The sequence below is a fragment of the Paenibacillus sp. H1-7 genome (genome assembly GCF_022354825.1).
GTDB lineage: Bacteria > Bacillota > Bacilli > Paenibacillales > NBRC-103111 > Paenibacillus_S.
Genome location: NZ_CP031168.1, coordinates 1,868,102 through 1,891,240, shown reverse-complemented (window position 1 = coordinate 1,891,240; position 23,139 = coordinate 1,868,102). Strand labels below are relative to the sequence as shown.

At 52.6% G+C, this 23,139-nt stretch carries 22 protein-coding genes and 1 riboswitch; of the genes, 7 read left to right on the top strand and 15 right to left on the bottom strand.

Features of this window, described 5'->3' with window-relative positions:
* Positions 1-40: 40 nt before the first annotated feature.
* From DVH26_RS08570 to DVH26_RS08550, 5 genes are all read right to left on the bottom strand, one after another.
* Positions 41-1,021: a 2-keto-3-deoxygluconate permease gene (locus DVH26_RS08570; RefSeq protein WP_239633213.1), complete on the bottom strand. Its 981-nt coding sequence runs from the start codon at positions 1,019-1,021 to the stop codon at positions 41-43.
* A gap of 206 nt (positions 1,022-1,227) precedes the next feature.
* Positions 1,228-1,998: an SDR family NAD(P)-dependent oxidoreductase gene (locus tag DVH26_RS08565; RefSeq protein WP_239633212.1), complete on the bottom strand. Its 771-nt coding sequence runs from the start codon at positions 1,996-1,998 to the stop codon at positions 1,228-1,230.
* A gap of 6 nt (positions 1,999-2,004) precedes the next feature.
* The gene (locus DVH26_RS08560) at positions 2,005-3,222 is read right to left on the bottom strand and encodes a UxaA family hydrolase (RefSeq protein ID WP_239633211.1); all 1,218 of its coding nucleotides are present in this window, start codon (positions 3,220-3,222) and stop codon (positions 2,005-2,007) included.
* 64 nt (positions 3,223-3,286) lie between these two features.
* A complete protein-coding gene (locus tag DVH26_RS08555) occupies positions 3,287-3,628 on the bottom strand; it encodes a UxaA family hydrolase (RefSeq protein ID WP_239633210.1) in 342 nt (113 codons plus the stop codon).
* 23 nt (positions 3,629-3,651) lie between these two features.
* Positions 3,652-4,317, bottom strand: coding sequence for an RraA family protein (locus tag DVH26_RS08550; protein ID WP_239633209.1), 666 nt, complete (start codon positions 4,315-4,317; stop codon positions 3,652-3,654).
* A gap of 120 nt (positions 4,318-4,437) precedes the next feature.
* Here DVH26_RS08550 and DVH26_RS08545 point away from each other — a divergent pair, with 120 nt between their 5' ends.
* Positions 4,438-5,316: a helix-turn-helix domain-containing protein gene (locus tag DVH26_RS08545; protein ID WP_239633208.1), complete on the top strand. Its 879-nt coding sequence runs from the start codon at positions 4,438-4,440 to the stop codon at positions 5,314-5,316.
* 108 nt (positions 5,317-5,424) lie between these two features.
* On the opposite strand, the gene DVH26_RS08540 is transcribed toward DVH26_RS08545, so the two are convergent.
* A complete protein-coding gene (locus tag DVH26_RS08540; RefSeq protein ID WP_239633207.1) occupies positions 5,425-6,438 on the bottom strand; it encodes a zinc-binding alcohol dehydrogenase family protein in 1,014 nt (337 codons plus the stop codon).
* 256 nt (positions 6,439-6,694) lie between these two features.
* On the opposite strand from DVH26_RS08540, the gene DVH26_RS08535 reads away from it, so the two are divergent.
* Positions 6,695-7,501, top strand: a complete 807-nt coding sequence (locus DVH26_RS08535; RefSeq protein ID WP_239633206.1) for a helix-turn-helix domain-containing protein — start codon at positions 6,695-6,697, stop codon at positions 7,499-7,501.
* A 34-nt stretch (positions 7,502-7,535) separates the two neighbouring features.
* Here the strand turns inward: DVH26_RS08535 and DVH26_RS08530 are convergent, their stop codons facing one another.
* The 6 genes from DVH26_RS08530 to DVH26_RS08505 form a co-directional block, all read right to left on the bottom strand.
* Positions 7,536-7,991, bottom strand: a complete 456-nt coding sequence (locus tag DVH26_RS08530; RefSeq protein ID WP_239633205.1) for an SRPBCC domain-containing protein — start codon at positions 7,989-7,991, stop codon at positions 7,536-7,538.
* A gap of 235 nt (positions 7,992-8,226) precedes the next feature.
* Complete coding sequence (locus DVH26_RS08525; protein WP_239633204.1) at positions 8,227-9,393, bottom strand: MFS transporter; 1,167 nt, start codon at positions 9,391-9,393, stop codon at positions 8,227-8,229.
* Positions 9,394-9,395: 2 nt separating this feature from the next.
* Entirely contained in the window at positions 9,396-9,938 is a 543-nt protein-coding gene (locus tag DVH26_RS08520) for a PadR family transcriptional regulator (RefSeq protein ID WP_239635317.1), read from the bottom strand.
* 1,050 nt (positions 9,939-10,988) lie between these two features.
* On the bottom strand, positions 10,989-11,690 hold the full coding sequence (locus DVH26_RS08515; RefSeq protein ID WP_239633203.1) for a fibronectin type III-like domain-contianing protein: 702 nt from the start codon (positions 11,688-11,690) through the stop codon (positions 10,989-10,991).
* Positions 11,691-11,886: 196 nt separating this feature from the next.
* Positions 11,887-12,723, bottom strand: a complete 837-nt coding sequence (locus DVH26_RS08510) for a C40 family peptidase (RefSeq protein ID WP_239633202.1) — start codon at positions 12,721-12,723, stop codon at positions 11,887-11,889.
* Between the two features lie 3 nt (positions 12,724-12,726).
* A riboswitch (cyclic di-AMP (ydaO/yuaA leader) is annotated at positions 12,727-12,879 on the bottom strand.
* Between the two features lie 76 nt (positions 12,880-12,955).
* Positions 12,956-13,405, bottom strand: coding sequence for a DUF441 domain-containing protein (locus DVH26_RS08505; protein ID WP_239633201.1), 450 nt, complete (start codon positions 13,403-13,405; stop codon positions 12,956-12,958).
* Between the two features lie 224 nt (positions 13,406-13,629).
* On the opposite strand from DVH26_RS08505, the gene DVH26_RS08500 reads away from it, so the two are divergent.
* Both DVH26_RS08500 and DVH26_RS08495 read left to right on the top strand, forming a co-directional pair.
* Positions 13,630-14,610: an aldo/keto reductase gene (locus DVH26_RS08500; RefSeq protein WP_239633200.1), complete on the top strand. Its 981-nt coding sequence runs from the start codon at positions 13,630-13,632 to the stop codon at positions 14,608-14,610.
* Between the two features lie 47 nt (positions 14,611-14,657).
* Positions 14,658-15,527, top strand: a complete 870-nt coding sequence (locus DVH26_RS08495) for an NAD-dependent epimerase/dehydratase family protein (protein ID WP_239633199.1) — start codon at positions 14,658-14,660, stop codon at positions 15,525-15,527.
* 199 nt (positions 15,528-15,726) lie between these two features.
* Here the strand turns inward: DVH26_RS08495 and DVH26_RS08490 are convergent, their stop codons facing one another.
* Positions 15,727-16,755, bottom strand: coding sequence for an AraC family transcriptional regulator (locus DVH26_RS08490; protein ID WP_239633198.1), 1,029 nt, complete (start codon positions 16,753-16,755; stop codon positions 15,727-15,729).
* Between the two features lie 163 nt (positions 16,756-16,918).
* Here DVH26_RS08490 and DVH26_RS08485 point away from each other — a divergent pair, with 163 nt between their 5' ends.
* The 3 genes from DVH26_RS08485 to DVH26_RS08475 all read left to right on the top strand — a co-directional run bounded on the left by DVH26_RS08485 (position 16,919) and on the right by DVH26_RS08475 (position 20,016).
* Entirely contained in the window at positions 16,919-17,500 is a 582-nt protein-coding gene (locus tag DVH26_RS08485; protein ID WP_239633197.1) for an NAD(P)H-dependent oxidoreductase, read from the top strand.
* Positions 17,501-17,637: 137 nt separating this feature from the next.
* Positions 17,638-19,062, top strand: a complete 1,425-nt coding sequence (locus tag DVH26_RS08480; protein ID WP_239633196.1) for a catalase — start codon at positions 17,638-17,640, stop codon at positions 19,060-19,062.
* Positions 19,063-19,401: 339 nt separating this feature from the next.
* Positions 19,402-20,016, top strand: a complete 615-nt coding sequence (locus tag DVH26_RS08475; protein WP_239633195.1) for a DedA family protein — start codon at positions 19,402-19,404, stop codon at positions 20,014-20,016.
* Positions 20,017-20,310: 294 nt separating this feature from the next.
* Here the strand turns inward: DVH26_RS08475 and DVH26_RS08470 are convergent, their stop codons facing one another.
* Positions 20,311-20,940: a response regulator transcription factor gene (locus tag DVH26_RS08470; RefSeq protein WP_239633193.1), complete on the bottom strand. Its 630-nt coding sequence runs from the start codon at positions 20,938-20,940 to the stop codon at positions 20,311-20,313.
* 1 nt (position 20,941) lies between these two features.
* Positions 20,942-23,131 (bottom strand): GAF domain-containing sensor histidine kinase, encoded by a 2,190-nt coding sequence (locus DVH26_RS08465; RefSeq protein WP_239633190.1) that lies wholly within the window; start codon positions 23,129-23,131, stop codon positions 20,942-20,944.
* Positions 23,132-23,139 lie beyond the last annotated feature (8 nt).

Sequence of the window (23,139 nt, the reverse complement as noted above, 5' to 3'; positions counted from 1 at the left end):
GATAGCCTGAACTGTAGTATTTCAACACGGAGCTTGTCCGTTACATACTTACTGCTTGCACCTGCTCCTCGTCGCTCTGTCCCGACCCCGGCCGGTTGACCCGTTTGGCCCACCATGCCGTCAAAATGGGAACGAGAATCGCTGTTACAATGACACACGATGCGATTACGACGGTTGCCGAAGGCGCGACCGCTTCGTATTTCGGATTCGCAGCGGCGATAACGGCCGGCACGGCGGCCGCGTTGCCGGCAGTCGAAGCGGCGGCGATGCCGGCAATCCCGCTGCCGCCGGTCAATTTGTCCGCGAGCAAGCATGCGGCTCCCGTTACTACGACAACGAAGATGCCCAATACAATGCCCGTAATGCCCGCTTGGTATACTTTGCTCAGATCGATGCCGCTGCCCAAGGCAAATCCGATAAACGGAATGAGCATCGCGTTACCCTTGCTGAACAAGCTGCGAATATCCGGGTCGAGATTCCCGACAATCATGCCGAGCAGAAGCGGAAGAATAGCGCCGACGAGGTATGGCCAAGGGAATACCGAAATCCCGGCGATACCGAGCGTAACCATTGTAATAAACGGCCCCGTTTCCAAAGCCATGATCGTGGTCGCCCCGACTTCTTCCTTTTTGCCGAACTGGTTCATTAAGGACATATACAAGCCGCCGTTCGTATCGTTCATGGCGACAATGATGGCGAGCACCGATAGGCCTCCCATGATCATCCCGTCACCGATGAATTGCCCGGCAATTACGCCGACGATCGCGGCAATACCGACTTTGGAGATGATAAGCGCTCCGCCCTTTTTGACGATTCTCGGGGTGACTCGGAAATCCATCTGGGTCCCGAGACAAAAGATGTTCAGAGCGATAAACGGCAGCGCTCCCTTGAACAGACCTTCGGTGAAAGAACCGAAGAACGTAGGCATATTCGGAAATAACGTATGAAGGATGGCCCCCAGCAGAAGCGGTACGAGCATCATCCCTCCGGGTATTTTTTCTACGGATTGTTTAATTTTCATGAAGTTCACCCTTTCGGTATGATGAAGCGGATACTTGACCGTTAAACATGAAGCGTTTTCAATACAATCGGTGAACGATCCGGCAATCCCGGGCCATCCTATGTGCAAACTATCCGGTGAGCCCGGAAATCTTATTACGTTAATGTGGTTAGAAAAGAGGAACCGCACAGCAGCCGCTCACTTTCTAACCTTACCGTCATTTCTGATTAGAAGCCGATCAAGGCTCCGCCATCCACCGGCAGCACGGCGCCGTTGACAAAGGCCGCGGCAGGTGAAGTAAGATATACGGCGGCCCAGCCGATATCGTGAGGCTCGCCGAACCTTTTCATCGGGGTACGGCCCAATATTTTTTGCGTTCTCGGCTCGTCCCCGTCCAATGCTTTGCGAAGCATGGCCGATTCAATCCAGCCGGGGGCAATACCGTTCACGCGGATGCCGTGGGCCGACGTCTCGGAAGCGAGCGTGCGCACCATGCCGAGATAAGCGGATTTCGCGCTAGAGTAAGCGATGACATTAGGCTGTCCTATGAAGGAGGTCATCGAAGCCTGAAAAATAATATTTCCTTTATTTCTCTGCTTCATACGCGGAATCAGAGCCCGGCACAGCGAGAACGCGCCCAGCAGATGAACGTCCATAACTGCCTGGAAATCCTCGTCTGTCGTTTCCTCGATCGGCTTTTTACAGTGGTTGCCGGCATTATTGACAAGAATGGAGACAGGCCCGATCGTCTCCTCCACTTCCTGCACGAACCGCTCGGTGTTTTTCGTATCCGCTACATTGAAGGAGCGGTAATGTACCCCTTCGCCCATTTCCTCGGCGAGCCGCTCTCTCTCTTCACTGCTGCCGGAGCCTACCATAATGACTTCCGCTCCTGCGGCCCGGAAGCATTGGCTCATGGCGAGCCCGAGTCCTGTAGCTCCCCCGGTAATAATCGCCCGTTCGCCCGCGAGACTGAACATATCCTGATAGTTTATCATGTCGTCTTATCCCTCACAATTCGTCCCTGTGCTCTGGTATTTGTACGGAATGTAATATTCCTTATGCTTCAGCTTCTCCGCCTTGGTCTGCTGTCCGCCGCATGTTGCTACAACGAGCTGCAGCAGCTCCTCCGCCAGCGCATCCATGGATTTCTCCCCCGTCAAGGCGGCGCCGGAGCAGAAATCGAGATCGTCGGACATGCGGCGGTACGTCGTTTCGTTGCCCGTAATTTTAATAACCGGGGAGACGGCGCTGCCGACAACGGTTCCTCGTCCCGTCACAAGAAACACGAGATGCGAGCCGCTGCAGATCAAATCCATCAAGCCCTCGTTATCGTTCGGGTTCGTGTATCCGAAGCCCATAAAATGCGGGTCCGGCGTGCTGTCGAGCAGCCAGAGGCCGGGATGCGGCGCATTTTGCGACACGCGGAGCACGCCTTCGATCGGCTTGGAGCCGCTTTTGACGAACGCTCCCATGCTCTTTTCCTCGATCGTGGTCAACCCGCCCGCGAAATTGCCCGGCGACACGGAATATTGCCGCACGCTTTTGCAATAATCGAGCATTTTATCGTAGGTAGCGCCCAAATCCGCTCTTACGGTATCGTTCGCAGCACGTTCCAGCAGGATGTCCCGAAGTCCGATAGCTTCCACTATCTCTTCGAAAATCGCCGTTCCCCCCGCTTCGACCAGCAGATCGTACAGACGGCCGACGACCACATTGCCCGCCAAACCCGATGTGTAGTCGGAGCCTCCGCATTCGGCGCCGATGACGAGGTCGGCCAAGCTCATGTCGGTCAGCACGGTCTCCCGCTGCAGCTCTTCATGAAGCCGCTCGATGGCGGCCTTCCCTTCCTCGATCGTTTTCAAGGTGCCTCCGCGTTCTTGAATCAGCATCCATGAAGCCGGCTTTCCTTCCTGCTTCGCAATCTCGGCCAAGCTTTTCGCCTGCAAATATTCGCAGCCGAGCCCTACGGTCAGCAACGCTCCGATATTCGGATGCCGGATCATAGCGATCATCATTCTGAGCGCATATTCGTTATCCGTACAGCCGGCAAAGCCGACGACATCTACGTCGATATCGGAATGCTTGTAATGGCTGCCGATTTCTTTGGCGACGAAGGAAGAGCACTCTACCGTGTACATCACCAATATTTTGTTTCGAATCCCCTTGGAACCGTTCTTGCGCAGGTAGCCCTTCCAGGATGGAATCGATTGTCCTGTCATATGTCTCACCTCTCCAGCTGTTAAAGTATCCGACCCTTGCGTGACGCTTAAGCCCTGCCTATGACTACAGATACTGCATGTCGGTAGGCGCTCCGGACTCGACGTCCAAGGTGGACGATCTCTTATCGTAGCTGCTCTTGCAATTTTGCAGATGCACCCATTCTCCGGCGGCAATAGGGCGGATGGCAATGCCGATGGCCACGCCGTATTTGATCACCGGCTCGCCTTCGCGGATAGGGCGGCTTGCCATTTTGTGCCCCTGCTTCACCGGATCCGTTATGTCGATGCTGCTCGTCGCCGGTGAGCCGTGAACCGTTACGCTTCCGGGCTCCAGATCGGACAAAGCCACGCAGACGTTATCGTCGTGATGAATTTGAAAACTAGCTTGCCGAAACTTGTCGCTCACCTGAACTCCTCCCTTGTTACGCATTACAAAATGCCGTATTTTTCAAATGCAGCCGTACTGGTCAGCCCCGCCTCAATTTCCTTGCGGACCAATTTCTCTCCCCTTGCCTTCTCCAAAGCTCGTTCGATAACCTCGGCTTCCAGCTCTCGAGGAATAACAAGCACGCCGTCCAAATCGGCAAAAATCAAATCGCCCGGGTTGATCCATACGCCGTTCACTTCGATCGGACAGCGATAGTCGATCACCTTCGTGCGGACCGAGGAATCCTGCGCGAAGCGCCCCCGCGAAAATACAGGCCAATTTTGCTCAAGCACCTTCGGCGTATCCCGATGGTAGCCGTTCACGACAGCGCCCGCCGCCTGGCGCGCTTTGGCCGTAGCGGTCAAGATTTCGCCCCAATAAGCACAGCGCATGTCACCGCCGCTCGCAATGTATACGTCGCCCGGCTGCAATTGATCGAGCGCTTCGGTCAACAGCCCGAACGGCTTGTCCTGCTTGCCGTATACGTCGATCATCACGGCCGGCATGGCGCGTCCCGCCAACACCATATGCTCCTTCATAGGCTGAATGGCCGGAGCCAAAATCTGATGATATCGTCCGAGATCGTCCAAAATATCTCCAATGACAGGCGTGTAAAGCTCACGCTTCATAAGTTCAAATAATTCCAGATCATTCTGTGGTATGCTCATAGTCAGGAACCTCCGCTGTGGTAATAATAGTGGCGCTTTCATTTTTATTATATTGGTGTTACCATGGGATTACATCGCCAATAATCAACTGAAAATATATAAAAATTGAGGACGATTGCCATGAGCTCGACAAACAATATCATCAACGACATCATAAGCCCGAACTCCGTTCATCTCCTCCACCTGCCGAACCCGCAAAGCTACAAGCTGCCGTTCCGCATCGTTGCCTGCGGCCATTATCATTGCTTGAGCGGGTACCGGGTACAGCGGCAAGGATTGAATTACCGCATTCTTATCGTCACCCTGAACGGAAAAGGACAGATCGTGTACCGCGGTCAAAAGGTTTCCTTAGCGGCGGGACACGCGTTTTTGCTCGACTGCAATGAGCCGCACATTTACGAATGTGTGGGAGATTCGTGGGAGATCAAATGGGTCCGATTTGAGGAATCTGCCGGCATTCATTACGAGAACATCATTAACGAAGGCAAGTTCGAAACGGTCGTCCTGCAGCAGCCGTCCTTGGTGGAAGCGCAAATCGACATCGTACTGGAGCAGGTGAACCGCAACTCGCCTACGGCCGATCTGAAGATGGTCGAGGCGCTGTGCGGCGCGCTGACCGCGTTGTGTGAGGAAAAGCACGTGCATGACACGTTAAAAATATCGAGTGCCGCTACCAAAGCGGTCGCGGACACGATCAGCTACATGAACCTGCATTACAGCGAGGAGCTGTCGATTAACGAGCTGGCCAAGCAGAACCACTTGACCACCTATGCCTTCATCCGTACGTTCAAACGCCAGACCGGCCTGACACCGTATGAATATTTGCTGAAGCTGCGGATTACAAAGGCTAGGATGATGCTCGAGCAATCGGACGATTCGATTCATGAAATATCGGAGAAGGTCGGATTCAACAACGTGAACAATTTCATTCGCAAATTCAAGCTGTTGACGAACATGACGCCGCTGAAATACCGGCAGCAGAATACCGACGTTTATTAGATTTAGATACATGCAAATAGATACATGCAAAAAACGGCTCTCCGCCTTTCAGCGGGAGCCGTCTCATTGTTCAGCATCGATCACGAATCTCTTATATTGCCAATTTATTTACAGCTCCACTACGGCCTTGATAACCTTGCTTTGCGGATCGAGCCATGTGTCGAAGACATCGATCATTTGCTCGAAGGCAGTGCGGTGCGTAATGAAGCGGGAAGCATCGACCGCTTCCGTCCGGATTGCGTCTATCACAACGTCAAAGTCCTCTTTGGTCGCATTGCGGCTGCTTAACAAAGTAAGCTCCTTCTTGTGAAACTCCGGATCGGAGAACGTAATATCGGACTTCACGAGCCCGACGTACACGAGTCTTCCTCCGTGAGCCACGTAGCGGAAAGCATCCTGCATCGACCGCAAATTGCCCGTCGCATCGAGCACCACCGTCGGCAGCTCGCCGCCGTTTAATTCCAGCAGCTTCTCGTCGGGCTGATTCAGCACGTTGACGATGCCGTCTGCGCCGGCCCATGCTTGGCAAAAGGCCAGGCGGCTGTCGTTGACGTCCATCGCGATGACTTTGGCTCCCCGGCTTTTGGCGATAGCCATGACTCCGAGTCCGATCGGCCCCGCGCCGATGACGGCCACCGTCTCTCCTTCGCGGATTTCCGCTCTCCGGACGGCGTGCGCACCGATTGCGATCGGCTCCAGAATAACCGTTTGATCCAGGCTGAGCTCGTTCGTTTTCAAAAGCGCCGACAAAGGAACGGATACCGTTTCCTGCATGCCTCCGTCAATATGGACGCCCATCACTTTCATATCCGTGCAGCAGTTCGTTTTCCCCGCCCTGCATGCGATACAGGTTCCACAGTACATATAAGGAATGATGGACACCTGGTCTCCCGCCTTGAAATCGTATTCATTTTGCTCTACGTATTCGATAACTCCCGCAAGCTCATGACCGAGGATGCGAGGATATTCGAAATAAGCCTGCTCCCCGCGAAACGCATGGTAATCGGTGCCGCATATCCCGATTCGGTGAATGCGTACGAGAGCTTCGCCTTGCCCGCGCACAGCGTCCTGTTTTTGTATCATCGTGAACTCATTCGGTTGATTGCAAACGATAGCTTTCATGTTCATTCCTCCTCATGTTGTCCAAAAACGAATGTATTGCCATTATAGCGAAGAACAGGCGCGCTTTCATCGTTAATAATCAACCGAAAATATATAAATATTGCAGCTATTCATGAAACGCCTTTTTAGCTGAGGATTCGTTAACGGATGCAGGAACCGTAATACCCGACGACTCCATCTATAAGCGGGCTGACGCCGCATATTTTTGCTACAATGGTAGGATAACAAACCTCTGACGCAAGGGACGGTGCTGCACATGGACGCGAAACGCAATCCGAATAGAGGCATCCTGCAATATGAGACCGGCAAAACGAAATTTTCCATCTCCCGGCATAAGCCCTCCGCGGATCTCGCCTTTTTTATCCAGCATTACTGGCTCGTCGATTGGGATTTGCGCGGACAAGCCCCACACTGCCAGGAGGTTTTGCAGCACCCGGGGGTCAACGTAGTGTTCCAGCGGGGACATTCCCGAATTAACGGCATCGAAAATAAAAAATCCGCCTACATCCTTCAGGAGCAAGGCGAAATTGTTGGCGTACTTTTCAGACCGGGTGCGTTTCACTGTTACTTCCAAGCGCCGGTGGCGGCACTGACCAACCGCATCGCTGACGTCTCCGATTATTTCCCGATAGAGCCCCGTCAATTCGAGCGGGAGCTCTTTGCGCAAGAAGACAAGGAGCAAAGAATCGAGCTCGTAGAACGGCTGCTGCGCACGAGAATGCCGGAGCGCGACGACAAGGTCGATTGGCTGAACGATGTGATCGAGGCGATTATTCATGACCGGAGTCTCATCAAGGTCGAGCAGGTCGTCGAGCGATTCGGCGTGACTACAAGAACGCTGCAGCGATTGTTCCATCAATACGTCGGCGTAAGCCCCAAGTGGGTGATCCAGCGCTACCGGATGCACGAAGCGGGCGAGCTGATCGAGGCCGGGACGGATATCGCCCAGTTGGCGGCGGAGCTCGGCTATACAGACCAAGCACATTTCAGCAAGGATTTCAAAGCAGCGGTCGGCAAACCGCCCAAGCAGTATGCCCGTATGACCGAGCTCCCGCCGGAATAAGTTCTTTTAGGAGCCGGCCACGCCCTCCTGTTGGTTAAAAACCGAAATCAAGGGGTCTTCCCGTTTCTGCTATCGATTTGATATTGCTCAGAATCATCCACCAATACTGCTCGGTTTTGGCGAACAGCGGGTTGTCGTCCGTCCATTGATCGTTAACAAGATGCAGCTTGGTGCATGAACCAACGGGCTCGAGAGTAAGCCTGACACGGCTTTCCATCTCGGCATGCTGCGGATAATGGGACGGTCCGGGATGGTCCGTATAGCTGAGAATCCGATGAGGCTCGTACTCCAGCACTTTACCGTAAATATGAACGGTTTGCTCGCCATCGGCGCCGGGACCGACAAATTCGATATCGTCGCCCACCCGGCAGCTTGAACGGATCACTCCGCCCAGAAACGCCTGGAACGATTTTTCCGGATGAAATAGAACCTCCCACACTTCCTCCGGCTTCGTCCCGATGTAGAATACATACTCCAGCTTTGCAGTCATCTCTGATATCCCTCCTAAAATGACAGAGCCCAGCTTTCCGTTTCGAAAACGCAAGCTCTTAACGTTAATTACACAGAAACTATAGCATGGCTATCGCTATGATTCTTGTAAAAACACGCCAATCAGGAGAATATCAAGCAAATGCTTCGCGCCGGTTAGGGTGGTGCGACTGGACGACGGCCTCATTCCTATTCATCCGTCGATTTGACTCCGTTCCGTTCCCGCTGGCCAAAAATCACCGGGCGACCTGCTCCTGCCCAGGCGTCCGATGCTGCAACAGCGCCCGTCTTACGAAGACGATAAACACAAGCAGCGAAATGCCGACGGAGACGGCGCTTGCCATAAATAACATCGGGTAACCGGTGTATTGGGAAACCCAGCCGAGAACGATAGACCCTAGCCCAATGCCGAGATCGAACGCGGTCATGAAGGAGGCCGTCGCCACCCCTTTGCGGTCCGGATGGGACAGCAGCAGGTTCGTCGCTTGAAGGGCAGGCTGTGCCGAGCCGAAGCCGATCCCGTACAGCACCGCTGCAGCAACGACTCCAAGCAAGCTGTCAGTGACGCTTAACAGGAGCAAAGCGCAAGCCGTGACGGCAAGCGAAGGCACAATGACCCACACTGCGCCATAGCGGTCCGAGAGCTTGCCTGCGACAGGTCGGATCAACGTCAGCATTATGGCGTACACAAGGAAAAAGGTGCCCGGGTTTACCTTGATCGTCTCCGAGAATAGAGGCACGAAAGTCGTAATTCCGCCATACACAACAGCCAGAAAAAAACAGGCGGCTGTCACGGGCGCAACCGATGCTTCAAACCATTGAATGCGCCGGGGACCGTCTTTGGGCTGAAAGGGGATTCGAATCGGGTAGGCCAGCAGCAAGGACGCCGCGGCAAATGCGGTAGCCAGAAGAAACAGGCTTTGAAAGGAAAGGTGCTCCATCACCCATATTCCAAGCATGGGGCCGATAGCCATCGCTACCGTCATAGCCATGCCAAACCAACCCATGCCCTCTCCCCGCCGGCTGGACGGAATGATGTCCGCAATCGATGTACTGACGGCCGTTGTGGAAAAAGCCCAGCTCACGCCGTGCAGCACCCGCAGCAGCATCAGAATCGCGATACCGGCAATCCAATCGTACAGATACATCGATAAGACGAAGAAAAGCAGCCCCCACAAAATAAACGGCCTTCTGCCATATCGATCGACCAGCCCTCCAACCAGAGGGCGAAAGACGACAGCGGCCAATGTGAACGCCCCCGCCGCCAGCCCAACCTGCGATTCGCTTCCTCCCAGCTGTTTAATGAACAAAGGCAAAGTCGGAAGCAGTAAATACAAGGCGGTAAACAAGAATAACATGGCAACCATCATCTGAATGTAAGGCTTGGTCCAAAGACGCTCCACGGTCATTCCTCCTCTTGGATTCGGGCGATTTCCTTCGTCACCCACTCGATATCGGCCGCGCCGACATGCTTTCTGTGATCGAACACTCTAAGCAGCTGAATGCGCTGCTTCTCCGGACTCGGCTTTTGCGCAAGGAGCTGCGATTCGAAGTTAAGGACGTATCTCCTAGTCGTCTGCAAGTAGTGCAAATACTGCTCCAGGCAGTCAAGCCGCACTTCCTTGGCCACATACTGGAAATACACCATTTTAAAATGAACCAGCCTCTCCGTATCTGCGTTGTAATCAAGCGGCTGCTCCATCAGCCGTTGAAACCGCTCGCGCCCGGTTTCCGTCAGCGCATAAACCTTACGAAGTCTCCCTCCTTCCGATTCTTCCTCATGGCGAAGATGGATCAGACCGCTCTCCCCCAGCCTCGACAGCAGCGGGTACAAGGTTCCCGAGCTGATGTGCCGGCCGGGTCCGGCGGCGTTCTTCAATATCTCCTGCAGCATGTAGCCGTGCTTCTCGCCTGTCATCAATTCGCCCAGCACAAACAATTCGTACATCATGAGCCTCCACAATTATGTCGTATCGATATATCTAACCGATATAAAAATTATATGTCGATCCGACATAAGTGTCAACGAGAAAGCTGCTATCGGGAAAAAGAAATTCTTCTATTAGTGAGAAAACCTATGTGCGGCCTTTCAAAGAGGAGCGGCCTAAAGTTTTGCTTTAGCAAAGAGTTAAAGAAAAACCCGGCCAATGGCCGGGAAATGCCGTTGAGAAAACTGGTTTTCCGAAAATGCTGAAGCGGGAAGGTAGGGTACCTCCTGTACGAGTGTTAGCGACCGCTTTGTTTTCAGAACACTTCCGCTAAAATAGCGGTAAATAAAGTATTTTTCCGAAAACAATGACAGCTGCAGGGTACCTACCGGGTTGCCCCTGCGCTGCGCAATTTTCCATAGTATGGGTTCTCGACAAACTCAACTGGACTAATGTCCGGGAAGCAATCCGAGGAAACTGTCATGGAAGCAGGCACGTCCCCGCCTATCGATGCGCTGTGGGCAGGCTATCGGACAGGAAATCCGTTATTTCCTGAAAAGCTGCTGCTTTTGGAGTACGATCGGACAGTGAATCCGTTATTTGGATATTTCCCCACCAAACAAAGGTGTATTTTGGCAAAATAAAGGATCTGTTGTCCGATCACCCTGATAATAGAGCCATTTTTGGTAAAATAACGGACTCCAGGTCCGCAACAACTCAACAGAGGACAATCCTCAACAGATGAGCACACGAACCCTTCGGATTCGTCTGGTGGAAAACCCATGAAGCTGGAATGTAGTGACAGTGGTATCGCGATGAGATACTTCGTCCGGAGCATAGTTCATTTGTCGCTTTCCATCCGTACTTTTCAAAAAACATGTAACGTTATCACTGCTCTTAAATAAGATACCCGCCTCCCCGCTATACATTTTCGAGCAAAATGGGGTTATCAACAGCAAAAACCCGGCCAACGGCCGGGTCTTCGTTTAAACCCGCACATCACGTGCGGGGTAAAAAAAGTCCGCGCAAAAACGGAACCCGTTTGTACGCGGCCTTAAAATGGTATTTCGTTAAGCCTGCTGTCCGCGGTTAAACTGCTCAATGAGCTGCTCTATGACCAGATCCGGGGATCGGTCCTTGAGCCAGGCTTGCCCGAACATTTGAATGACCTTAATGGCCGGAAAATCACCCCAGAAGCCGACGAACTCGTCGTCCAGGCAGATTTTGTCACTGATGTGGCGGTTCATGTCCTCGAAGCAGCCTTCGAGAACGATCTTTGCTTTCGGGTGGCTCAGCCAGTCGCCCAATAAACTGAACTTATGGAAGGATACCTCTTCCCTTCCGAAATCGCAATGCAGCCGCTCACGAATGCGAATGTCTCTCGACGAGCAGCCGACGGCGATTTGGAAATAGCCGCTTTCCGCAACCCATTTGTTATATTTGGTGTTGTAATAGGAGAAATCCCTCTCCTCCAGCAGGAAGCCTACTTCCCGCTTCTCTCCCGGTTGAAGCCCGAGCTTGGCGAACGCCTTCAGCTCCTTCTCCGGACGCACCCACTTGCACTCTTCATCGTGCACATACAGCTGCACCACTTCTTGCCCGTACAAGCTTCCCGTATTTTCGATGCTGCATGTAACCTTCACCTGTCCGTCAGGCTGCTGTACCGCCTTAGGCGTCAAATCGGGCATTCCCGGAATAAAATTAAGCGTAATGAGTGAGCCGATAAAAATCATCGGCAGCGCGACCATAATCGCTTCTTGAATGGAGTCCACCCATAGCTCTAGAGTTGCCTGCATGAAGAAAGCTATACAGCAAAAAACACCCCTTGGGTGCAAGAGGTGTTTCGATTGCACGGCTATGTGGTAATAACCTCACAAAGCGGAGGTTTGGCTTCGAAGTCATCAGATACTTTGCGTGGAGCCCCGAATATAAAAAAACAGGCAGCCGCAGCAGCCTGCCTTGTATGCATTATATGCTTTTAGCACCAATGTACCTGGAGCTCCAGTAAGAGCTGTAGATGGAATCGATGCGGACGCCATGGGACGAAGTAGCGGAGATAAACTGTCCGTTGCCCAGATAAATTCCGATGTGCGCCGGGCCTGATTTATCAAAGTAAACGAGATCCCCCGGCTGCGGAACCGCAACAGCTGTGCCCACGGTGTAGAAGATTTCCGTAGAAGTCCGCGGAAGATCGATTCCCCGCGTTTGCGCGAACACGAATCTTACGAATCCCGAGCAGTCGAACCCTCCCGGTGTTTCGCCTCCCCAAACATATCGGGTGCCCAGATAGCCTTTGGCGAAATCCAGCATGGCGTTCGTTTTGGGCTTGTACCAAGCCGGCGCATGATATTTGCCGTCATCGCCCACGATGGCGAGTTGATTGTCCTGGTCCCATTGGACAAGATTGCCCAGCGTTTCCGAGACGAACCGAAGCGGAATATAGACGCTGCCCTGCGCCATGCCGATCATGGAACTTGTATTCACTTTCTTCCCGTCGAGAACGACGAAGGAATCTCCCGTCTTTAGCGATAGCGTCTTATCGCCTTTTTTCATCGACACTTTGACTTCTTTTCCGTCCATGGCCCAATCCACCTGATAGCCAAGGTTCTCCATCAAAGGGCGAAACGGGACTTGAAGCTGCGAGCTGGCATCGACGACAGGCTTTGCTTCGGGAAAATCGACCAGCTTGTCGTTGACCTGAATCTTCACGCTGTCCTGCGGAGCCGCATCGGCATGTACGGCAGAAAATAGCGCGCACGAAAGAAATGCGCATGAGAAAACAAACGCTTTACCAATCCATTTCAAAACCAATGTCCTCCTATGAGCCTCCGAGGTTAGTTGACGGGTTAGGGAAGAGGTTTCCCCTACTTGCTTAGGCACTGGGCCAAGCAACTATTCACCCCAAATAAAGAAGTCCCCCGTACGAGCACTTGTGCTGTGTCGATTCGGCATTTTTTTTGAACGCTGCTCTGTTACACTTCTACATGGTTCGTTGCCCCATTCTCTGTTGTGAGGGTAAGAGAGCGCTTTATTGCATTTATTTTCCGAAAAGCAACGATAAAATCCCCGCTGCGATCAAGGGACCGACAGGAACCCCCTTCAAGAAAGCCACACCGAGAATCGTCCCGAGCAAAATCCCGGTGACGACCGTCGGCTGATTCGTCATCAGCATGGCGCCGCGGCCGCCCAAATATGCCACCAGCACGCCTACCGCAACCGCAATGAGGGATTTCCAGTGAAAAAACGTTTCATACAGCGTTTGCACCGAAATTTTGCCGCTGGCCAGCGGGGCCATGATCCCTATCGTCAGCACGGCGATGCCAATAGTCAACCCGTATTTTTCGATCCATGGGAACGCCTGATGCAAATTCATGACACGCAGCAGCAGTAAGAACACGACCGCAACCGTAATGGAATTATTGCTGCTCAAAATCCCGAGGGCCGCAAAAATTAAAAGCACGACGGAAGGCATATCAATCTGAGACATAACATCTCCTTAGGGTACAGGAATCGACAATCTTTCTCATCATACACGATTCGGACACGAAAATACAGAGGCACATAGGACTAAGTCACCCACTTACTTGGAGGTAACTTAATTCCTCTCTGTTGCCTATCTCACCTATTTTTGCGTACTGTTAAAAACAGACAAGGAGCGTTATGATGGGGTTGTCAGTAACCGCATTTTTCTAAAATAAGGAGGTATTTGTAATGGAGTACACTTATTTGGGACGTTCCGGATTAAAGGTGAGCAGGCTTTGTCTCGGAACTATGAATTTCGGTGTCGATACGGAAGAAGCGGAAGCGTTCCGGATCATGGACGCTGCGGTGGATGCAGGAGTGCAATTTTTTGATACGGCCAATGTATACGGCGGCGTAGGTTCAAGAGGCAGAACCGAGGAAATCATCGGACGCTGGTTCGCTCAAGGCGGCGGACGCCGGGAGAAGGTTGTATTGGCTACCAAAGTATATGGAGACATGGAAGATCCGAACGATGGGCCTAACGCAGGCCGCGGTCTCTCTGCCTATAAAATTCGCCGCCATCTCGAAGCATCGCTTAAGCGGCTGCAAACCGATCATATCGAGCTGTACCAAATGCACCACGTCGATCGGAATGTCGCCTGGGAAGAGCTGTGGGAAGCGTTCCTGGTACATATTCATCAAGGCAAAATCGGCTATGTCGGCGCAAGCAACTTCGCGGGACGGGACTTGGTCAAGGCCCAATACGAGGCCAAAAACCGCCACTTCCTGGGTCTTGTGTCGGAGCAGCACAAGTACAGCCTGCTGTGCAGACTGCCCGAGCTTGAGGTGCTGCCGGCATCCGAGGAATTCGGCATCGGCGTCATTGCATGGAGCCCGCTGGACGGCGGATTGCTCGGAGGCAACGCGCTGAATCCGGCGGCCGGCTCACGCAGCGCCCGCAATCAGTCTCGCGCAGAAGCCCGCCGCGGGCAGCTGGAATCGTTCAGCAAGCTGTGCAGGGAGCTTGGCGAAAGCGAGGCCAACGTAGCCCTGGCTTGGACGCTGGTTCATCCTGCGATGACCGCGCCGATCATCGGACCGCGTACGCTGGAGCAATTCCAGGACACGCTCCGCGTCGTGGACATTCAGCTGAGCGAAGATGTGCTGAAGCGTCTGGACGAGATTTTCCCGGGTCCCGGAGGCGATGCGCCAAGAGCGTACGCCTGGTAATGGCTTAATACGGATCCCTACACCGGACAATTCTAAGGAGGAACAGCATGAGCAAGCAACGCATCATCATTACGGGCGGCAGCGGCAAAGCCGGACGGTGGATTGTTAAGCATTTCATAGATCACGGCTATGAAGTGATTAATCTGGATGTGAAAGCTCCTGAAGAGCCGCTCTGCCAGACGATCATCACCGATTTAAACGATTTGGGACAGGTACACAACGCATTGGCCCCCTTCTCTTCAAGAAACCGCAAGGAGGCGGCAGGGATTGTGCATTTCGCCGCCATCCCTCAGGCCTATACGCATCCGAACGAGGTGTGCTTCCACAACAATGTGATGAGCACCTACAACATATTGGAGGCAGCCGCCAATTTGCAGATCGGCAAAGTCGTACTCGCCTCCAGCGAATCGTCTTACGGCATCTGCTTTGCCAGCGAGTTTTTCGAGCCAAGCTATTTGCCTGTGGACGAAACGCATCCGCAGCTGCCGGAGGATAGTTACGGCCTATCCAAGGTCGTCAACGAGGTGACCGCGGAGGCGTTCCATCGCCGCACCGGGATGCAGGTCGTCAGCTTCCGTCTCGGCAACATCTTGGTGCCGGAAACGTACGCCGGCGTCAAGGCAAGCTTCGATCAGCCCGAAAGCCGTAAGCGCATCCTATGGTCTTACATCGACGCAAGGGATGTCGCCTCCGCCTGCCGTCTTGCTATCGAGAAGGACGGCCTCGGTGCGCAGCCGCTTATTCTCGCTGCCGACGACAGCTCATCGAGCCTCCCTACGCAGGAGCTGGTAAATACTTACCTCCCCGGCGTGAAGGACATCCGCCTCCCGTTGGAAGGCAGACGATCCCTGCTGTCCAACGTCAAGGTCAAAGAGCTGCTTGGATGGGAGCAGCAGTATAAGATTATGGAGCAGTAGATCGGAATTTTATAAACTATAGTGATAAAAAGACTTCAGAACGCTTGTCGAAACAAGCGTTCTGAAGTCTTTGTTTTTCACGCCGGAAAGTCGACGTAAATGATGTATTGTTCCACAGCGGTTCCGGCAATACGGGCCAAAAAATCAAAACCCTCAGGCTTCAACGCCGATCAATTTGGATATCTTTTACAGATCCGTTTTATTGCTTCGCCTCAAAGGGCTTACTTCTGATTTGAGCCCGGTACTGCCCAGGCGTTTGTCCCGTCCATTTCTTAAAAGCGCTCTGAAATGCGCTCGGCTCTGAAAAATGCAGCGCATAAGCGATGTCGCCTATCGAATAGTCCAGCTTCTTCAAATAGCTTATAGCCAGCTCCTTGCGTACACGGACGGACAGATCGTTGTAAGAGGTGTTTTCCAGCTTTAATTTGCTTTGCAGCGTTCTGGCGCTTGTGTGAAACGATACGGCCGTCTGCTGCAGCGTCGGGAAGAAGGAGGGAATACAAGTTTTCATCCACTGAATTACTTGCCCGGAGAACAGATGGGCTTGCATCAGTTCATCTCTCGTTTCCTGCGCGATGGTCTCGAACACTCTCAGAAGCTTCGAATCGGAATACATCACCGGATAGTTCAAAACGTCCTTGCTCATATACAGTACATTCTCCTCCTCGCTAAATCGGGGAACCGTGCCGAACACGGCCATATAAGGGTTCGTATCCGCAGGCGCGTCATGTGCGAACTGAATGTCCTGCAGCGGAATACGCCGATTGCTCAGCTTGCCGATCAGCTGATATAGCGAGCTTGCCATATCCTCCACGCAATGACGGGACATTCGTCCCGGCTGCTCAACAAACACCCGGATAAGAACCGTATCTCCCCGTACTTTCCAATCCAGATTGAATCCGCTGCACAAAATGACGTTATACCGCTGGTAAGCAGCCAGCGCATCGGCAATGGTCTGAGAATGCATCATCACATAGCCGAGAATTCCCATATCCGCGAACTCCGTGATCTGTCCCTGGTGCAGACCGAAATGCTCGTCCTGTGTAAAGTTTGCCGCAGCGATCATCAGCCGTTCCAGCTCTTCTGCGGCAATACGTTCCTCCACATCCTGCAATAGAGCGGCATCGAACGACGCATAGCTGCAAAATGGCTCCGTATCGTATCCTTTGTGAACGATGGTTTTCATAATGGGATATACCAACGAAATGGCTACTCCGTGACTTTCCAAGCTTTGCTCCTCCTTTTGCGCGAATGAGCAAGATAGCTGCGCTTTTGATCATTCAACTATTTCGGAAATCGTCCTAAACTGATTATAGTCTTACACCAATATATCATACCGGAAAAAATGAAGGATAGAGATCCTTTCATACCGTTTCTGAGGAGGTCTACCAATGAAATCGAAAATTGTTGTGATTAACGGGCATCCCGATCCGCAGAGCTTCTGCTCGGCTTTGGCCGATGCTTACAAGGAGGGGGCCTTGAGCCGCAATGCCCAGGTTCGAACCATTGATTTGAGCAAAATCAGCTTCGATCCGAACTTAAAGCACGGTTACCGGCAAAGAACGGAGCTGGAGGACGATTTGCTGGAGGCTCAGGAGCTCATCCGCTGGGCGGAGCATATTGTCATTGTCTATCCGACATGGTGGGGTACGATGCCCGCCGTTCTGAAGGGGTTTTTCGATCGTGTTTTTTTACCGGGCTTCGCCTACAAATACCGGGAGCATTCCCCGCTATGGGATAAGCTGTTGACCGGCAAATCCGCGCATATGATCGTTACGATGGACACTCCGTCGTGGTATAACCGTTGGATATACCGGCATGCGGGACATAACGTGATGAAGCGTAATATATTGCAGTTTTGCGGAATCAATCCTGTACGCATTACCGAAATTAGCCAGGTTAAGCCGTCAACGGCGGAGCGGCGCACCCAGTGGCTTAGTAAAGTGACAAAGCTCGGGGCAAAGCTGGCCTAAGCTTCATGGCCTTACGAAGCAAAAGCAAACGCCTGCAGTTTATTCTGCAGGCTATCGCTGTGATCCGTTATTTTACGAAGAAGCTCAGCATAAACCATAGGGAGAAGGAGAAGTGACTTGGACACAGGAGGTTGAATATGGAAGAAACGAATGGAGTAAAGCGCAGCGCTTCAGAGCAGCCGCTGCAGAAGAGGGTAAAAGACGAGCATCCTAATGGTCCTCCCCCGGCACAGTGGGCAGGGGATATACCGGCGGTTTACCATTCGCAGACGGTCGGTGAACGGGGCCCCGTGCTTGAGCAGGACAGTATTTTGCACGAGACGTTGGAGACCTTTGTCCATACCAAAATTCTCGAGAGGCCGGTGCACGTGAAGGGCTACGGCGCTTTCGGGTACTTTCAAACCGTGCATTCCATGGCAGCCTATACGAGGATGGGCTTTCTGCAGACCCCCGGCCAGCAGGTTCCCGTAACAGTGAGATTTTCTCTTGCTGTAAGCAATAAAGGTACCCCTGACACCTCCCGTAACGTGCGCGGATTCTCCACCAAATTTTATACGGAGCAAGGTGTATTTGATCTGCTCTGCAATCACATCCCTGTGTTTTTAGTCCGCGATGCCATCCGCTTTCCGGAATCGATTAAAGCCTTCTTACCGTCGCCGGTAAATAACCTGATCGATCCCGAGCGATTCTGGAGCTTTATAGCCCGTGCGCCGGAAGCAACCCACTTCCTTGTCCGGCTGTACTCCGATGCAGGCACGGCGAAAAGCCTTCGCCACATCCCCGGCCACAGCGTAAACACCTATGTTTGGAGGAATGCGCAGGGCGTCCGCACTTATGTGAAATATCACTGGTTCCCTCTTGCCGGAATCCAGTATATTGACCGCCAAGAAGCGGCCAAATTAGCCGGCGAGAATCCGGATTTTGCCGGTCAAGATTTATTCGACACGTTAGCCTCGGGCAAGACCGTTGAGTATGGGCTATACGTGCAGCTGATGAACCCCGCTGATGAAGCCTCTCTTCCTTATGATCCGCTGGACGATACGAAGGTCTGGGACGAACGGCAGTATCCCTACATGCCTGTCGGGCGGCTGGTCCTGAACCGCAATCCGGATAACTATATGGAACAGGTTGAGAAAATAGCGTTCTCTCCTACCAACCTTCTGGAAGGCGCAGAAATATCGGACGATAAGATGCTGCAAGGACGCGCAAATATTTACTGGGACTCGCAGCGCCATCGATTAGGGCCGGATTTCCGCAGCATTCCTATTAACCATCAAAAGGATTGGACCCCCGCTTCCCTTCAGACCAGCGGCAGCGGCCGATTCGTAGAAGGCCATCTTGTCCGGAGCGACATTCCGAAGCCTGACGATTTCACACAAGCCGGGCAGTATTATCACAGTCTGCCTCCCGTTCAGCAAACCCATCTGGTGGAGAACCTAGCAGCCGATCTCGCCGGCGTTTCCCAAGAAACGCTGAGCATTGTCATGGGTTATCTGCATCAAGCCTCGGCGGAGCTGGCGGATCGAGTCGCCCGGCAAATTCAAATGCAGACGAAGGGCTAGGGTGGATCCCCCCTTTTGTTATTACGAAGCGCCACTACATTAATTGTAGTGACGCTTTTTTGTGTTCAGCAGGATTCTAAGCAAAAAGAACCCGCCACACTCAGAAGACTTGTGTTAGGGGTTCGTTGATTTTAGAGGTGAGCCGGATTGGAAGAAAACGCGTGAAATTATGAACCGATTTTTCAAAGGAAGTGGAACCATGTCGAATTTGACACGTAAAGCATTCAGTTTGGGTGTCCTATACAGGATATTGGATAGATGGATCTGCAATAAGCTGTAATCTAGTTTCTATGTAAATGGTACATACGGTAATGGCAGTAAAAAAGGAGTGAATAACAGTTGGAACAGTGGATTCATAAGATTATGGAAGCATATGGTTATTTAGGGATAAGTCTGCTGATTGCACTTGAGAATTTGTTTCCGCCGATTCCTTCAGAAGTTATCCTTACCTTCGGAGGATTTATGACGACAACCACTACGCTAACGATCTTTGGTGTGGTGGTTGCTGCGACAGTCGGGTCGGTTATCGGAGCGATCTGCCTGTATGGCATCGGCAGACTGCTCTCCGCTGAACGTATGGAGGGAATCGTAACCCGTTACGGCAAGGTGCTTCGCTTGAAGCCCGCTGATATTCACAAAGCGGAAGCTTGGTTTAAACGCTACGGGGCATGGGCCGTGCTTCTCGGAAGGGTTGTCCCGCTCGTACGAAGCCTCATCTCTATCCCAGCTGGCAGTGCCCGGATGAACTTCTTTTCGTTTCTGCTTCTTACAACGATCGGATCTCTGGTTTGGAACGTTGTCCTCGTATATGTAGGAGCCATTGTAGGAAGCTCATGGGATACCTTCCTCGCTTATATGGATCTTTACTCGAATATCGTATATGCGATAATTGCTTTAGGTCTGCTTGTTATGGGATTTCTCTTTGTTCGATATCGTGTGCTTAAGAGGGGGTAAGAGTCTAGTATTGGCGTGGGACGCCTCGCTATCAGTAGCTCTGTCAAAGCGTCACTACGGCTAATGCTAATCGTAGTGACGCTTTTTTATAATGCCTAGGGGGGATGCAGATCCTAGTGCAGATTCAGACGCCGTGCTTATCCGCTCCGCTGCCTTCGCGCGCGTCCGCGACCACGCTCCCAATGTCTTTATAACCGCTTGGACTTACAATCTTCGTCACCGGCAGCTTCTCGGAAGGCAATCGCTGCCGCTGCCATACCCGCCATTTACCCTAATCGTCCTACTCGCTTCACATCATAACCCGGCACCTTTCACCTTGGCGATAGCTTCAGCCCGACCGGAAACCTGAAGCTTATTGAAAATATTCGTCATGTAGTTCGAAACGGTTTTGGGGCTTAGTTCCAAACGTTTGGAGATTTCGGCATTAGAAATCCCATCGACGACCATGCTGAGCACCTCCCTTTCCCGGTAGGTCAGCTCGGTAAACGAATCCAGGCGATGCATCGGCTTCGTGACGAAATCGATCATCCGGGCGGCTACATCACCGCTGAATATGGCCTCACCGGAAGCAACTGCCCAGATAGCCCGAATAATATCATCCCTGTCCGAATCTTTCAGGATGTAGCCTCTGGCCCCCGCTTTCATAGCCGTAATAACGGAAGCATCATCCTTGAACATCGAGCAGATTAGAATGCCGATCTGCGGGTCGGCGGCTCGAATTTGCGCGGTAGCTTCAATCCCATTCAGTCCGGGCATGCGAATGTCCATTAGCACGACATGGGGCTTCAGCTCAAGGGCCAGCCGTACAACGTCCTCCCCCGAAGACGCCTCGCCGACGACCGTCAAGTCTTCGGCGTTTTCCAGAATGCTCCTAACCCCCTCTCGAAACATCGGATGGTCGTCGGCAAGTAAAATACGCAGCATTTTAAATACTACCTCCTCTGATGATTCCTGTTCGCAGCGGCAGCGCGGCGGATACATGCGTGCCGCCTGCATCGGCATTCGCAATCGTACAGCCGCCTCCCAATTCTTCTGCCCGTTCCCGAAGCGAGAACAGCCCAAGTCCGCCTTCCGTTGGTCTTGTGCTGCAGCCAAGCCCGATTCCGTTGTCGATAATGTCGAGCTTCAACGTGCAATCATCTTCTTGAAGGGCGATTCGGACTAAACAATGGCTCGCCTGCGCATGTTTTACAACATTCAACAAAGCCTCTGTCACGATCCGGTAGGCGCCGACCTCAACTGCAGCTGGCAGCAAGGGCAACTGCTCCGGCAAATCCAACTCGATGTGAAGCGGTACTGCGGCCACGATGTCCCTTACCTGATGCAGCTGCTGCAGCTGATCAACGCGCTGCCTGATCGCGCCGCTTAGTCCAAGCTCATCGAGCGCTTGCGGTCTTAAATCATATACGATCCCTCTAATTTCGTCTACGGTTTCCCCAATGTCCTTCTTAAACTTGTTCATAATGTCGATCGCTTTATTCGGATCTTTCTGTATCCAATCGACGACCAGGGCAGCGGTCAAGCGCATGGCCGCCAGCCTTGGCGCAATATCGTCATGCAAGTTTTTGCGCATCGACCGGCGCTCTTCTTCCCGTGCGAAAATAAGCTGCTCCCGCGTCTCCTGCAAATCACCCAATAGCATTCGAATGTCCATCGTCTGCTTAACGCCTTGGACAACCGCACCTGCTTGCCGCGCAAGGACATGCAGCAGCTTCCAGTCAGCGTCACTAAAGCTCTCTTCCGGCCCGCGAGTGCAAACGAACAAAGAGCCGAGCTCTTGACCGCCGGCGACCAGCGGAAGTTGCGAAACTTTCCCTTCATCCTCATGCCCAATCGAGGCGACACGCAGCGCTTCGCCTTGATGCGTCACCTGAATGGCAGCATAGGGAAGGTGAAGCGAATCCTTCACAGTTCGGACGACGATGTCAAGCACCGCCTCCGGCGACGACGGCTCCTTCAACCGATTGCCGAGTTCCTCCAAGATGGAGAAGGGATCGGTCTGAACTCCATAAACAAGCCGGTTAATACCACGTTGAAGCTTTTCCTTCAAAGGGGCGAACACGACGGCCACAATGCCCGCACCGATAATCGAGAAGATCATATTCGGATCCGACTGAAAGAGAACGGAGAGATACCACACCGTCAGTGAATATAGTGTAATGATGACAGCGCTCAGGCCGCCATATACAAGTGTACGATTGACGATCGGGTCGATATCCCACAGCCGCCTCCGCAGCATCGAGATGCCAAGCGTAACCGGAATCGGCAGCATCCCGAGCAAAACAGCGACATCCAGTGCAAACATGGCCGCAGGTTGAGCCGTTTGGTAAAACTGACTGTCATAGAGCAACGGAGCGGTCGATACTGCGAGCAGGAACATAATCGATAGAAACAGGCCATACAGTACCCACTTGGTCTGCTGCTTCTCGGCAACTTGTGCATAAACGCGGTATCGGATGAATTGATTCCAGATGATCGTACCGTAAAGCAGCAGCATCCACAGCAGCGTCAGCCAGATCGGCCATTGCGCGGCTCCCCAGGGCTGCTCCGGAAAATACCAGGAGATGTTTCTTAAGACGGCAAGCGCGACGACCATCCAAAACATCGGCTTGTTGACGATTTTTCCGTTCGGGAACAGCGTCAGAAAAAGGACAAACGCTAACATCGACAGATCGTTCAGGAAGCTCGTCAGCCATCCCAGCTGTGCCCATTGAATAACTATGAAGCTGGATGTATGGAAGGAAATCAGTGCAATTGCGGCGACCCAGGACATCGGTTCCTTCGGCCGCTTGCGAAGGATGATGACTGCGGTTGCAAAGTAGATGAGAAAGTCGGTAAGGCTAATCCCGGTATAGAGTCCTGCAAAACCGCTGCGCGAAAGGCCCAGTCGGTTGACGATATCTGCCGAAAGCGGGGTCAAGACGCTATATTTGCATGCAGTCCTCAGACAATCGTCTCTTAAATAGACATAGTAAGAAGGAATTTTCCAAAGAAATAGTCCAGCATAAACCGCGCAAAGCATAAATGTTCCAAAGTGCAAAGCAGACCGCCACCTGAGAAGGTGGCAGCCGCCTTGCGCTTCATGCAGCCTCGAATTGTTTCTCGATATCATCATAGATTCTC

Coding starts and splice junctions, on each gene's coding strand:
- DVH26_RS08485 (WP_239633197.1), top strand. CDS start 16,919: ATGAAATCGAAAATTGTTGTGATTAACGGGCATCCCGATCCGCAGAGC.
- DVH26_RS08480 (WP_239633196.1), top strand. CDS start 17,638: ATGGAAGAAACGAATGGAGTAAAGCGCAGCGCTTCAGAGCAGCCGCTG.
- DVH26_RS08530 (WP_239633205.1), bottom strand. CDS start 7,991: ATGACTGCAAAGCTGGAGTATGTATTCTACATCGGGACGAAGCCGGAG.
- DVH26_RS08520 (WP_239635317.1), bottom strand. CDS start 9,938: ATGTACGAATTGTTTGTGCTGGGCGAATTGATGACAGGCGAGAAGCAC.
- DVH26_RS08505 (WP_239633201.1), bottom strand. CDS start 13,405: ATGTCTCAGATTGATATGCCTTCCGTCGTGCTTTTAATTTTTGCGGCC.
- DVH26_RS08465 (WP_239633190.1), bottom strand. CDS start 23,131: ATGATGATATCGAGAAACAATTCGAGGCTGCATGAAGCGCAAGGCGGC.
- DVH26_RS08470 (WP_239633193.1), bottom strand. CDS start 20,940: ATGCTGCGTATTTTACTTGCCGACGACCATCCGATGTTTCGAGAGGGG.
- DVH26_RS08565 (WP_239633212.1), bottom strand. CDS start 1,998: ATGATAAACTATCAGGATATGTTCAGTCTCGCGGGCGAACGGGCGATT.
- DVH26_RS08550 (WP_239633209.1), bottom strand. CDS start 4,317: ATGAGCATACCACAGAATGATCTGGAATTATTTGAACTTATGAAGCGT.
- DVH26_RS08570 (WP_239633213.1), bottom strand. CDS start 1,021: ATGAAAATTAAACAATCCGTAGAAAAAATACCCGGAGGGATGATGCTC.
- DVH26_RS08495 (WP_239633199.1), top strand. CDS start 14,658: ATGAGCAAGCAACGCATCATCATTACGGGCGGCAGCGGCAAAGCCGGA.
- DVH26_RS08560 (WP_239633211.1), bottom strand. CDS start 3,222: ATGACAGGACAATCGATTCCATCCTGGAAGGGCTACCTGCGCAAGAAC.
- DVH26_RS08535 (WP_239633206.1), top strand. CDS start 6,695: ATGGACGCGAAACGCAATCCGAATAGAGGCATCCTGCAATATGAGACC.
- DVH26_RS08500 (WP_239633200.1), top strand. CDS start 13,630: ATGGAGTACACTTATTTGGGACGTTCCGGATTAAAGGTGAGCAGGCTT.
- DVH26_RS08545 (WP_239633208.1), top strand. CDS start 4,438: ATGAGCTCGACAAACAATATCATCAACGACATCATAAGCCCGAACTCC.
- DVH26_RS08540 (WP_239633207.1), bottom strand. CDS start 6,438: ATGAAAGCTATCGTTTGCAATCAACCGAATGAGTTCACGATGATACAA.